Genomic DNA, 13,382 nt, shown 5'->3' with positions numbered 1-13,382 from the left:
AGCCTATGGATGAATGGGATTATTTCGCAATATAAAGAAGATAAAAAATAGGTTAGAATAATTAAATTAATCTATGTTGCATCTGAATTGGAGGTAAAAATGTCTAAATCAGAAAATATACCACAGGAGAAATATATACTAACTATTACGGCTGAGAATGTAGTCTCTACAGACCCACGGTTCACAATGGATAACCTTAGTCTAGGAGATAACTATAGGCCTCTTGATGCCTATTACGAAAAGGGAGATGGTGATATAATAAGGCGTAATTACGTTAGAGGCGAGAGAAAAAACACCAATCAAACATTGCCACGTATTGCCTGCCAGGTATTTGAGAAGCAGCTTTCGACACTGTCTGTTGAGGATAAGGAGAATTTCCCTATATGTAAGTATAATCCAAACAGCAGTATGATTAGAGGTATTTTTAGGAGCGTAGATGAATTCAAAAAAAGTCGAAATACTATTGAATATCTGACCTATGGTTATGATGAGGGTCGCCAGTTTGTAATTTACTGCTGGAATATATTCACAACCATCCTTTTCGTTAAAGAGTGCCTAAAACGATTCGGCGATCCTGGTGATAAGTTTGTTCTAGTATATCGTGACAAGGAGGGAGTACCACCTCCACCACCAAATAAAGGAAAATATCGCAATCCTTTCTCCTCGATGCTTATCGAATCAAAGAATTTAATCTTTAGAGGAGCACCTGGTACAGGTAAATCATACCTTGCTAAGGAAATTGCGGCAGACATAATAAGCAATGGAGAGTTTGATGATTGCGATAGTCTTTCCGATGAACAGAAAAAGCAAGTAGAATTTGTACAATTTCATCCTAGTTACGACTACTCTGATTTTGTTGAAGGACTTAGGCCTAAACTAAATGAAGATGGAACTATGGGTTTTGAACTTAAGGATGGAATCTTTAAAAGATTTGTAAATCGTGCAAAGAAAAATTATGAGGACTCTCTGAAATCCAAAGAAACTATAGAAAAGGAAATCACAGCTCAGGAAACTTTGACAGATTTTCTCTCAAACATAGAGTTTGGAGTGGACACTTTTAAAACGGTTAACGGCAATGAGTTTACAATAACTGGTGTTGATGAAAGTCATATTAACATTTCAATTCCAGGAAATCCTACAGTAAATAAGCTCACTTTGAGCATAGATGATATGAGGAAGATGCTGGAATCTGGGCATGAGTTTGAGAAAGTAAGAGATATTACGGAATTCTTTGGAAAAACTTTTTCGACACAGGCATACTCATATAACTTTGCAATCTATAAGGAAATTAAGGCGAAGAAGGGTATAGCACCTAAAACAAATGTAAAACCGGAAGAACTAAAGAAATATATATTTATTATTGATGAAATTAATCGTGGAGAGATTTCAAAGATATTTGGAGAACTATTCTTTGCAATAGATCCCGGATATCGCGGTAGTGTAGGTGGAGTATCCACACAGTACTCGAATTTGCATTCGAATCCAGATGACAAGTTCTATATACCTGAAAATGTATATATTATCGGAACGATGAATGATATAGATCGTTCTGTTGACAGTTTCGATTTTGCTATGCGCAGACGTTTTCGTTTTGTTGAACTTAAAGCAGACGATTGTCTTGATATGCTTGCAGTTATAGAAAATGAGGATATTAAGAACGAAGCAATCAAGAGGATGACAAGGCTAAACAAGGAAATTGCAAGTGTTGAGGACTTAAATGAGAATTACCAAATTGGTGCAGCATACTTCTTAAAACTCAATACTATTGATTTTGATAAGCTTTGGACGGATTATATACAGCCTCTTTTACAGGAATATATACAAGGAATGTACGATGAGGAAGTCATAATGAATAGGTTTGCTACAGCATACGGTTATAAAAAGCCTATCAAAGGTGATATTGATGAAACTGCTTAAAATTAAGGATAACTCACAGCAGAAAAAAGATGTATTTTTTGACATAGGAAAACTTACGGCTAAGCTTGCTGACAAAACATTGGAGCAACTTGAATCTGAGGGAGTCTTTGTTTTTCCGGATTTTCTAAAGGATGCGGAAGATATAACTCGTGACCAAATGATAATCCAAAGCGCTAATGACACATATCGCTCAGGGAATGTTATGGGGTTCTTAGGCTTAGGAGATGAACGTCTTATTATTGAATCGCGCTTTTGTGGAGATAAGGAGGATTATTTCTTTCAATATCTTCTCAATAAAGTTATTGACTTTCCCAATCTTTTAAATTTAGAGTCTGATGTAAATCAAGAAAATCGCTTGTTCAATTTTTTGATGTTCCTATTCCCGTATTATCTAAAAAATGCAATGCGGAAAGGTTTGTTCAAAAAATACCTTAGATATAGGTATAATGATGGTAATGTTAAGGGCTCGATTGATATCGCAAAACACGTTGAGAAGAACACGCCATTCACTGGGAATATAGCATATAACCAGCGCGAATTTTCGTATGACAACAGTTTAATGGAATTAGTTAGGCATACCATAGAGTTTATTAAAAGTAAATCATATGGAAAGCAAATACTAACGAAGGTAAAGGATGAGGTTAAGCTAGTAATTGATGCTACGCCTAGATATAAATTATATGACAGGAAGTGCATCATCGATGAAAACAAAAAGTATCCTATACGTCATGCATATTTTAGGGAGTACCTTGCTTTACAGCGACTATGTCTTTTGATTCTTCAACGTCAAAAGCACCAAATTGGGATTGGCTCAAAACAGATATATGGAATTTTGTTTGATGGGGCATGGCTATGGGAGGAATACATAAATATACTCATTCAAGATTCTTTCTATCATCCAATGAATAAAATGGGAAAGGGTGCTCAGAAACTTTTTAATAGGAATAGGGGTCTAATTTATCCCGACTTTATAAGCAGAGATGATGAAAACAGGGTAATTGCAGATGCGAAATACAAACCGATAGGGAATATAGGAAACCAAGATTATTTACAGGTGCTTGCATATATGTTTAGGTTTGATGCTAAGATAGGGTATTACCTTTACCCTGAAGCCGAAGGCTCTGATGATTCTGTTTTATGGATGAACAAAGGCTCAACCTATGAATCAAATGTGACACAGCGAGATGATATCTGTGTCATAAAACATGGACTGAAAATTCCTGTAGATGCGTTTGACTATGATGAATTTAAGACGAGAATGAGTGATTGCGAGCAGGAGTTTGTAAGCCGATTCTCTATGATTAATGTTGGGTACAATTAGTTTTGCAGCAGTACTACAAATTTCTTATTTAGGGTTGACGCAAAATACATTATAAAAGATGCAAATTTACTTATAGTACTAGGGCACAGATCTAAGCACTGAAAATAATGACATAGATATTATTTGAATTATGGTGTATGTTTCAACATAAAAGTATGTTAATGTAATTTACTAAAGTACTTTTTTGATACAATAATATATCGTTTAAAGGTTGGTGATAAGCAGAAATGAAAAAACAAGTATCAGAATCTATACCTTGTGGCATTCTCCTTGCCCTTTCTGGTGGATGTATGGATGCATACTCATATCTTTTCAGAGGGCAGGTTTTCTCGAATGCGCAGACGGGCAACATGCTTTTGATGGGTGTGAATATAGCTGGGGGAAATTTTGCGGTAGCATCAAAGTACTTTTGGCCAGTTTTATTCTTTGCAATCGGAATAATTGTATCTGATGTAATCAATACGAGGAAGAAATATAAGATGGTTCACTGGCGTCAAATATCTGTTATGCTAGAAGCAATCATTTTAACCTCTGTAATTTTCTTGCCAGAGTTAGCTAATGACCTTGCAAACTCTTTGTTATCATTTGCTTGTGGAATTCAGGTGCAAAGCTTTAGGGCAATACATGGAAATAGCATTACGACTACAATGTGTATTGGAAACTTTAGGAGCGGGACAGCAAATCTTGACCGTTTTATTGTGACTAAAGAAAAATCGTACCTTAGAAAATCACTACTCTATTATGGAATAATAGTATCTTTCATAGTTGGTGCGATAATTGAAAGCTTTTTGATTCCTATACTCGGCACATATGCAATACTCTTTTCGACAGTGCTTTTAATCATTACGCTTGTAATAATGTTCTACGAGGGAACAGAAGATCATTGCTAATTTAGGCTCATAATGAGATATAGAAACTCTTTTTTTAAGATGGTGCTAGCATAAAACACCATCTTTTTTTATTGGATTTACTATAATTATTCGCTTTAATGAATATCTAAAAAGAGAGACTATTTTATACGTATTTATTCAATGTAAAAATAGTAAAAAAATATTGATAAATTGTGTGCGAACATATATAATTAGCGTGAATAACAAAAGTGACAATTTTTGTTTTAGAATGAGTAAACTTTGTTTACAATACGGTTATTATGAAAGGAATACGAGGAGAGGTGTTATGATTAGCATTTTCAAAAGCCTTAGAAAGCCAGTGGGAGCAGTTGTACTTATGCTATCAATTGTTCTGATTCCAGTTTTCTCAGGTTTGTCAATTCAGGCGGATGCTGCTGAAGTATACCAGGCTTATACAAAGTCAGGTGAGTATCCAGCAAGTGATCATCTAAAGAATCCAATCTATGTTAGACCACAGGGCTCAAACGATAAAGGTGATGTAGCTTACTGCTTCAATGACCATAGAGCGTTCCCAGAGAGCTTAAACTCCCCAAGAAAGACTCTTTACACTAAGGAACTAGGTACTGCAGCTAGCTTTGGAGAGCTTGCTGATACTGAGAGAGTTACGGGCGAAGATCTCTATAATGCTTTGATAAGAGTTATCTACGATGGTTATCCAAGCAATAACTCAGGTATCAAAGAAAGATACGGCCTAACGGATGGACAGTTTAGACAGATAACTCAGTATGCTGTTTGGTACTATACTGACACATTCAATATGCCTAATAGAGATACAAGTGGAAACAACTTTACACAGAATGAGAAGGACGCATTTAATGATCTAGTAAATAGCACAACAGCTATTCCGGCAGGAACACAGCTAGATATCTATAGATCTCAAGATAATGCATACCAAAACCTATTGAGCGGACATTTTCAGGCAGCGCCAGCTCCACAGCCAACAACTAAGGAAGTTGAATTCAGCAAGGTTAAGGCTGGTGGAACTGAGCTAGCAGGCGCACAGATTCAGATTTTCAAGGGAACTCAGAAGGTGGATGAATGGACAAGCACTACGACAAGCAAGAAAATCATGCTTGAGCCAGGTCAGTACAGATTCCATGAGGAAGCTGCGCCAGCAGGATTCCTTGCAGTAACAGACTTTACATTCACAGTAAATGCAGATGGAACAGTAACATTAGGAACAATCGCACAGGGCGAAACTGTAGTTGCAGCAAATGGAAAAATCACAATAACTGACAATGCTAGACCAGCACCTACACCAACATCAAAGCAGATAGAATTCAGCAAGGTTAAGCTTGGTGGAGCTGAGCTTGCAGGAGCACAGATTCAAATCTTCAATGGAACTCAGAAGATTGAAGAGTGGGTAAGCGGAACAACAAGCCATATGGTTATGCTTGAGCCAGGACAGTACAGATTCCACGAGGAAGCTGCGCCAGAAGGATTCCTAACAGTAACAGATTTCACATTCACAGTAAATGCAGATGGAACAGTAACACTAGGAACAATCGCTCAGGGCGAAACTGTAGTTGCGGCAAATGGCAAAATCACAGTAACTGACAATGCAAAGCCAGCGCCACAGACAGAACCAAAGAAACCAACACCAAAGAAGCCAAAGACTCCAAATACGGGAGATGTAAATGATGCTTCACAGTATGCATGGCTAATGCTATCATCTGCAATGCTAGTAGCAGTTGTCGGATATAGACGTAAGCAGTCAAAATAGGATATAAGGTAACTAAATATTGACAAAAAGCTGGGTATATTTGCCCAGCTTTTTTGATATAATAAATCAAGTGTATTTATAATATAGGAAGCAAGAAAAATGTTAAAAGAAATTAAAGCCTATTGGCATGAGCTGAAAACTGAATATGAGAACAGATATGGGGAAGAAATTCTAAGAGACTATGATAAATCAAAGGAATATCTAGAGAAAATGCGAAGCTATCTATTAGCAAAGCAGGAAGAGTTCCCATCAAATGTTGACATCATATGCACTCTTGCATCCGTCAATCTTGAGCTTAGACACGGTGACGAAGCTTATGTAGAGTTATTAGAGAATTTCTTGCGTGATTTTGATAATACTTTAGATCTTAAAGATAAAGCGAGAATCTATACGAATATCGCTTTTGTTGAAGATTATTCCCAGAAGGCACTCGAGTATCTGAACAAAGCTAAGGATTTGAAATCGCCATTTGCTGAGACATATAAGGCGCTTGGACTTTACAATTTCTCAGAGTATGAATATTCTAGCAACCTTGAAAACCTTGAGCTTAGTCGTGAGTTTTTTGAGATAGCTAAGAACCTAGATGAGAGCTACGAGAGCGTGCTTGATTATGCAGTTACTCTTTATGAGCTTAAGCATTATGAGAAATCCAAAGAGACATTCTTGGAGCTATATAAAGTTTATCCTGATAGAATGTGGCTAAGGCTTTGTTTGGCATACTCCGAGGTGTATCTAGGAAATAAATACGACGCATTGAATTACCTAGACCAGATATATTTAGATAGCGACGATGGATATTATTTGAATACGGATGATATAGCTGATTTTCAAATCTTCGACGCTTACTATGTGCTCGAGGAATACGATAAATTCCTCGACTATTGCACCGAGGATATTGACGAGGATTATTACATAGTGGACTGTGATTACTTGTTTTATGTTTTGTGGAAAGAGGGAGAGCTTAGGCGATTTGCAAAGCTAGAAGAAAATAATCGCGCTTATTTAGAGCAGGCACTCAAGGAATCCTTTGAAGACGAATACGACAGCGAGGAAGAAAAGAAGGAGACCATCGAAAGCTGGGAAGAGGAACTGAAAAAGTTCAATGAAATGATAAGGCGCATCAAGGCAGGCGAACCAAGACCAGAGGTGAGGCTAAAGCTATACCCTGAGTATTCCTGTTTTATGGTGGATTGCGTTAGGCATAAATTTTGATGTATGGGAGATTGAATTATGATATTAGAAACTGAAAGATTGATACTTCGTCCCTTAACTGAGACGGATGCAGAGAGCATATTTGAATATGCAAATGATCCCGATGTTGGTCCTGTGGCAGGCTGGCCGGCGCATCAAAGCGTGCAGGAGAGCAGAGACGTCATTAGAGAGGTTTTGAGTGGCCCTCAGTGCTATGGAATCTGCCTTAAGGATGATAATAAGGCGATAGGGGCAGTTGAGCTGATTTTAAAAGAGCATACTGCTTTGACAGATAGAGACGATGAGTGCGAGCTAGGATACTGGATTGGCAAGCCGCTTTGGGGTAATGGTTATATGCCTGAGGCAGCAAAGCGACTTATTCAGTATGGATTTGAGGAGCTTGGCATGAAAAAGATTTGGTGCTCTTATTTTGATGGCAACGAAAAATCAAAGAGAGTTCAAGAAAAATGTGGATTTGTATATAGCAAAACTAGAGAAAAGCTTGAGGTTCCTCTGTTGAATGAGGTTAGAACAAGCCATACAAACCTACTTACGAAGGAAGACTGGCAGGAACAACATATGTAGATTAGAGCTATAGTGCACAAAATATATAGAAACAAAAAGGCACAGCCACAGGATAAATTAATATCTAAGGCTGTGCTTTTCTATATGATTTTATAAGTGTTTGGTATTAGGCTAGTATATTATTTTACTGCAGCAAAGCCGTTTTCTAGATCTGCTAGAATGTCGTCGATGTGCTCTGTTCCTATCGAAAGTCTAACAGTTCCATCGTTAATTCCCTGAGCCTCAAGGGTTTCCTTTGAAAGCTGAGAATGTGTTGTTGTAGCAGGATGAATAACTAGAGATTTTAGGTCAGCTACATTTGCAAGTAGTGAGAAAATCTTTAGATTATCGATGAACTTAAATGCCGCGTCCTTGCCGCCTTTGATGTCAAATGTGAATATCGAACCACCACCATTTGGGAAATATTTTTTGTATAGGGCATTTTGCGGATGGTTATCTAGCGATGGGTGGTTTACCTTTTCTACGAGAGGATGCTTTGATAGATACTCTACAACCTTCTTTGCATTATCCTTGTGTCTGTCTAGTCTTAGGGATAGAGTTTCAACTCCTTGAAGAAGCAAGAATGCGTTTATAGGTGAGATTGTAGCACCTGTATCTCTCAAAAGAACCGCGCGTATATATGTGATGAAGGCAGCAGGGCCAGCAGCATCTGTAAATGAAATTCCGTGATAGCTTGGGTTAGGTTCAGAAACGGAAGCGAATTTGCCGCTCTTCTTCCAGTCGAATTTTCCGCTATCAACGATTACTCCGCCAAGAGTTGTTCCGTGTCCACCGAGGAACTTTGTTGCAGAATGTACAACGATATCTGCACCGTGCTCTATTGGACGGATTACATAAGGAGTTCCAAAAGTGTTGTCTATTACAAGAGGTACGTCGTGCTTATGTGCAAGCTTTGCGATTTCCTCGATATCAGGAATGTCACTGTTTGGATTTCCAAAAGTTTCGATGAAAACTCCTCTTGTGTTTTCCTGGAATGCTTTTTCGACTTCTTCTAAATTATGTATGTCAACAAAAGTTGTTTCGATACCCTGTAATGGCAGGGTGTTAGCAAGCAGGTTATATGTTCCACCGTAGATGCTGCTCTGCGCTATGATATGTCCCTTAGGAGCCGCTAGTGCTTGGATTACATATGTGATTGCAGCTGCACCAGATGAGAGTGCTAGTGCTGCTATGCCGCCTTCTAGAGCTGCAATACGCTGCTCAAAAACGTCCTGTGTTGGATTTGTAAGTCTGCTATAAATGTTACCTGGATCAGAAAGCCCAAAGCGCGCTGCAGCGTGCTCTGCATTGTTAAATACGTAAGCAGCTGTTTGATAAATAGGAACTGCTCTTGCTCCCGCTTCCTTTTCTACCTGCTCCTGTCCTGCGTGTACCTGTAATGTTTCAAATTTATATTCACTCATGTTTGCACCTCTTTCTATCTTTTCAAAATTACCTTTATACCTAATTTACTGGCGCCTGTCCGGATCACAGCGCCTTACCGTGATATGAGAATACACCTATTTTTATTTCGTGTCTAATACTATATGAATATGGTTAGCTATAATCTAAACCTATAACAAAACAAAAATAGTTTTGAATAGCTTACGCGTGTGTATTATAAAGAAACAATATTGCATTAAAGCCAATTATAGCTTGTAGCTATATCTGATAATAGATTTACACAGATTGACAGTGTTTTTTTATATTGGTATAATTTGTTCAATTTTAAAGGTTTATTGAGAGGAGATTTCCTATGAAAATATCAGACATTATAAAAGAAAAAGGCTTCGCGGCATCACTAGAGGTGTTTCCGCCGAAGAACGATTTAAACATAGATACTGCAATTCCGCTTTTAGATGAGCTAAGCACACTAAAGCCAGATTTCATAAGTGTAACCTGTGGTGCTGGTGGAACTATACAGTCAGACAATACAGCAAAGCTTTGCGCACATATAAAGGAAAACTATGACACAGAACCAGTTGCTCACTTTACATGTATAACATCAACAAAGCAGCAGGTTGCAGATCGTCTAGCACTTCTTAAGGAAAAGGGTATCGAAAACGTACTTGCTTTGCGTGGTGATAGACCTATCGAGGGACTATCAATTAGCCCAGAGTACACATACGCTAAAGAGCTGATCAAAGAAATTAAGGCTGAGGACTTCTGCGTAGCAGCTGCCTGTTATCCAGAATCACATATAGACTGCGGTGACCTAGATGCAGAAATCGAGCATACAAAGCAGAAGGTTGAGGCAGGTGCGAGCTTTTTGATAAGCCAGCTGAGCTTCTCTTCAGATATCTTCCTTAACTATCTATCAAAGCTAAGAAATGCAGGAGTAGATGCACCATTCCTTGCAGGAATAATGCCTATTCTAAGCAAAGCGCAGGTAGAGCGTATGATCTATATGTGCGGTGTATCGCTTCCTGGAAACATAGTTCGTATACTTGCAAAGTATCAGGATAACAAAGAGGATCTAGAGAAGGCCGGCATCGAATACGCATGCAGTCAGATTGAAACTCTCAAGAAAGAGGGCGTTGACGGAATACACATTTACACAATGAACAAGCCGCATATTGCGAAGGCGCTCATGCAGGCAGCTAGACAATGATAAAAATAGATAAGATTAATATGCCCGAGGTACTTAGATACCTCGGATACAAGGGACAGGATATAGGGGGAGATCTGCAAGGTATCATCAATGAAGCGGCAGATGAATGTCTTGCAAATATTAGACCCTCATATATGTATAGACTTTTTCCTGTAACGATAGATGAAGATACGATAAACTTCACGGGATCATCTTTGAGCCTTAAGAGTAAGAACCTAGCGGACAATATCAGAGGTTGCACTATGTGTGCACTTCTCTGCGCAACCATAGGTTCTGCTTTTGATAATAAGCTTAGATTGCTTCAGGCGACTGCGCCAACAAAGGCGGTAGTCTTTAACAGCTGTGGGTCAACACTTGCTGAGCAGGTAGTAGATGCAGTTGAAGCAGAAATTTTGGAAACAACCGGAATGAAAAAACACGGATATAGATTTAGTCCAGGGTATGGTGACCTTGATATTTCGGCTCAGCAAACTTTGTTCAGACTTCTAACTCCAGAAAAGTATACTGGTGTAAATCTTTCACCATCGAACATTCTAATTCCAATAAAGTCGGTATCTGCAATTCTAGGCCTTTCGGACGAGGGCAAGGTAGCAAAACCACAAAAGTGCGGGATCTGTAGCTTGAGACAGTCCTGTGAATTTAGGAAAAGAGGAACAATCTGTGGAAATTCTTAAGCATATTCAAAATGAACATTTAATATTTGATGGTGCTATGGGCACAATGCTGCAGAAAAGTGGCTTAGAGATAGGTGGAATACCAGATCTACTGTCTTTGACAAACCCAAAGCTCATTCAAAGCATACATAGAGAGTACGTAGAGGCAGGATGTGACTGCATAACGACAAATACCTTCGGTGCTAACAGACTGAAGATAAAGGATACAGATATAGCGACTCTAGTGACTGCTGCTGTAGAAAATGCAAAGGCAGCAAATCCAAAGTATGTAGCGTTAGACATAGGCCCTATAGGTCAGCTAATGGCACCTCTAGGGACTCTTTCCTTTGAGGAAGCCTATGATATATTCAAAGAGCAGCTAGTTGCAGGAGAAAAGGCAGGTGCTGATCTTGTCATCTTTGAGACCTTCTCAGATCTCATGGAGCTTAAGGTTGGTATTCTCGCAGCAAAGGAAAATACAAATCTTCCAGTGTTTGCAACTATGACATATCAGGATAACGGTAGAACCTTTGTCGGAGTTGATCCAGTCTCTGCAACTATAAGTCTTCAGGGACTTGGTGTAGATGCACTTGGTGTAAACTGCTCTCTTGGTCCAGACGAACTGATTTCGATTGTAGGAACAATACTTGAGTACGCTACAGTTCCTGTTATGGTACAAGCAAATGCTGGGCTTCCAGATATGCAGGGTAACTACGGCTATAGCAGTGACTCCTATGCTGAGAAGATTGAGCAGATGGCAAAAATGGGTGTACGCATTCTTGGAGGATGCTGTGGAACAACTCCTGAATTCATCCAAAAATCAAAGGAGAAAATCAAAGAACTCAAGCCTATTACAACTTCACCAAAGCGTGTTACCGCAGTTTGCTCAGCAAGCAGCACCGTGATTTTAGACGGCGGGGTGTATCTGATTGGTGAGCGTATAAATCCAACAGGAAAGCCTAAGCTAAAAGAAGCGCTCAAGAAAGAGGACTACGACTATATCCTGAATGAGGCCATAACTCAGGCTGACCTAGGTGCAGACATTTTGGATGTCAATGTGGGTCTTCCAGAGATTGATGAACCAAAGCTTTTAAAGAAGGCTGTTATGGAGCTTCAGTCAGGTATTTCTCAGCCACTGCAGATAGATAGCACGGATGCAAAGGCTGTCGAAGAGGCTGTTAGAGTTTATAAGGGTAAGCCTTTGATTAACTCAGTCAACGGTGAAGAGGAGTCCATGAAAGCGATATTTCCTATCGCAAAGAAGTACGGTGCATGTGTTTTAGGCCTATGCCTTGATAAAAATGGAATTCCAGAAACTGCAGAGGGACGCTTTGAAATTGCGCAGAGAATCTTAGATACAGCTTTGAGCTATGGAATACCAAAAGAGGATATTTTGATAGACTGCCTAGTTCTAACTGCAAGTGCTCAGCAGGAGCAGGTTGTGACTACGCTAGAAGCTATCAAGCTTGTAAAGAGCAGACTAGGTCTAAAGTGCGTGCTTGGTGTAAGCAATGTATCATTTGGGCTTCCTAATCGTCCGCTTTTGAACTCGGTATTTCTTGCAGCAGCATTTGGTGTGGGACTTGATGCTCCTATCATCAACCCATGCTCAAAGGAAATTATGGACACTGTGAACGCTTTTAAGGTTCTAAACAATCAGGACAAGGGCGGAAGCGATTTCATCGCTAAATATGGCGGAAATACGCCAGAGCCACAGAGCTTCCCGTCAAGTGGTGGCAGTATCGACCTTAAGGATGTAATCATAAAAGGTCTTAAGGAACAAGCAGCTCCCCTAGTCGAAGAGATGCTAAAGACCAAGGATGCTATGGAGATTATAAACAATTACTTCATTCCAGCCTTGGACGAGGTCGGAAGAGGCTATGAGACTGGTAAGCTTTTTCTCCCACAGCTCATGCTCAGTGCAGAGACCGTCCAAAATGGCTTTGCAGTCATAAGCAAGGCAAACACAGAAGCTGAGGTTAAGAGAGAAAAGGTTGTTGTTGCAACTGTAGAAGGTGATGTGCACGACATAGGCAAAAATATAGTAAAGATGCTTCTTTCAAATTATGGCTATGAAGTAATTGATCTTGGTAGAGATGTCCCTGTTGACGATGTTGTGGAAGCAGTCAAAAAATACCAGCCTAGCATTGTTGGACTAAGTGCGCTAATGACAACGACTGTTAAGAATATGCAGAGAACCATAGATGCCTTAAAGGAAAACAATCTAAATTGCAAAACCATGGTAGGTGGTGCTGTGCTTAATGAGGATTATGCCCAGATGGTAGGTGCTGACTACTACGCAAAGGATGCAAACACATCTGTCAAAGTAGCAGAGAAAGTATCAGAAGAAGAATAAAGAAATTAAGACCTATTAGAGCTATGCATGTGGCAGACTTTGGTAGGTCTTTTTTATTATATTATATTATTTTATAACTTATATTTTTAACGAATACCAATATAAGCTATAAAAGGGTACACTTTGTGAATTACT

The 13,382-nt window shown here is 39.1% G+C and carries 10 protein-coding genes; 9 read left to right on the top strand and 1 reads right to left on the bottom strand.

Translation table 11 applies throughout. The features are described from left to right. Positions 1 to 99 precede the first annotated feature (99 nt). The 6 genes from ADJ67_06810 (at position 100) to ADJ67_06785 (ending at position 7,648) form a co-directional block, all read left to right on the top strand. Positions 100 to 1,917 carry an ATPase gene (locus ADJ67_06810; GenBank protein AKT47372.1) on the top strand — a complete coding sequence of 606 codons (1,818 nt, stop codon included), beginning with the start codon at positions 100 to 102 and terminating at the stop codon, positions 1,915 to 1,917. After that, positions 1,904 to 3,238, top strand: coding sequence for a hypothetical protein (locus ADJ67_06805; protein AKT47371.1), 1,335 nt, complete (start codon positions 1,904 to 1,906; stop codon positions 3,236 to 3,238). The genes ADJ67_06810 and ADJ67_06805 overlap by 14 nt, the downstream gene beginning before the upstream one ends. 227 nt (positions 3,239 to 3,465) lie before the next feature. After that, positions 3,466 to 4,128, top strand: coding sequence for a membrane protein (locus ADJ67_06800; protein ID AKT47370.1), 663 nt, complete (start codon positions 3,466 to 3,468; stop codon positions 4,126 to 4,128). Positions 4,129 to 4,414: 286 nt separating this feature from the next. Further along, positions 4,415 to 5,872: a hypothetical protein gene (locus ADJ67_06795; GenBank protein AKT47369.1), complete on the top strand. Its 1,458-nt coding sequence runs from the start codon at positions 4,415 to 4,417 to the stop codon at positions 5,870 to 5,872. A 99-nt stretch (positions 5,873 to 5,971) separates the two neighbouring features. Further along, positions 5,972 to 7,084, top strand: a complete 1,113-nt coding sequence (locus ADJ67_06790) for a hypothetical protein (GenBank protein ID AKT47368.1) — start codon at positions 5,972 to 5,974, stop codon at positions 7,082 to 7,084. Between the two features lie 18 nt (positions 7,085 to 7,102). After that, on the top strand, positions 7,103 to 7,648 hold the full coding sequence (locus ADJ67_06785; protein AKT47367.1) for a GNAT family acetyltransferase: 546 nt from the start codon (positions 7,103 to 7,105) through the stop codon (positions 7,646 to 7,648). A 119-nt stretch (positions 7,649 to 7,767) separates the two neighbouring features. Here ADJ67_06785 and ADJ67_06780 read toward each other — a convergent pair whose 3' ends face one another. Next, positions 7,768 to 9,051: an O-acetylhomoserine aminocarboxypropyltransferase gene (locus ADJ67_06780; protein AKT47366.1), complete on the bottom strand. Its 1,284-nt coding sequence runs from the start codon at positions 9,049 to 9,051 to the stop codon at positions 7,768 to 7,770. 332 nt (positions 9,052 to 9,383) lie between these two features. Here ADJ67_06780 and ADJ67_06775 point away from each other — a divergent pair, with 332 nt between their 5' ends. Genes ADJ67_06775 through ADJ67_06765 form a run of 3 tightly spaced genes read left to right on the top strand, consistent with a single transcriptional unit; the run spans position 9,384 to position 13,247 of the window. Further along, positions 9,384 to 10,238: a hypothetical protein gene (locus ADJ67_06775; protein ID AKT47365.1), complete on the top strand. Its 855-nt coding sequence runs from the start codon at positions 9,384 to 9,386 to the stop codon at positions 10,236 to 10,238. After that, positions 10,235 to 10,912: a hypothetical protein gene (locus ADJ67_06770; GenBank protein ID AKT47364.1), complete on the top strand. Its 678-nt coding sequence runs from the start codon at positions 10,235 to 10,237 to the stop codon at positions 10,910 to 10,912. The genes ADJ67_06775 and ADJ67_06770 overlap by 4 nt, the downstream gene beginning before the upstream one ends. A 37-nt stretch (positions 10,913 to 10,949) precedes the next feature. Then, positions 10,950 to 13,247 carry a homocysteine methyltransferase gene (locus tag ADJ67_06765; protein AKT47704.1) on the top strand — a complete coding sequence of 766 codons (2,298 nt, stop codon included), beginning with the start codon at positions 10,950 to 10,952 and terminating at the stop codon, positions 13,245 to 13,247. The last annotated feature ends 135 nt before the right edge of the window (positions 13,248 to 13,382 follow it).

Origin of the sequence: Eubacterium sulci ATCC 35585 (assembly GCA_001189495.1) — a bacterium.
In the GTDB taxonomy this organism is placed as follows: Bacteria; Bacillota; Clostridia; order Peptostreptococcales; family Anaerovoracaceae; genus Eubacterium_B; species Eubacterium_B sulci.
This window is presented reverse-complemented; position numbering and strand designations above follow the sequence as displayed.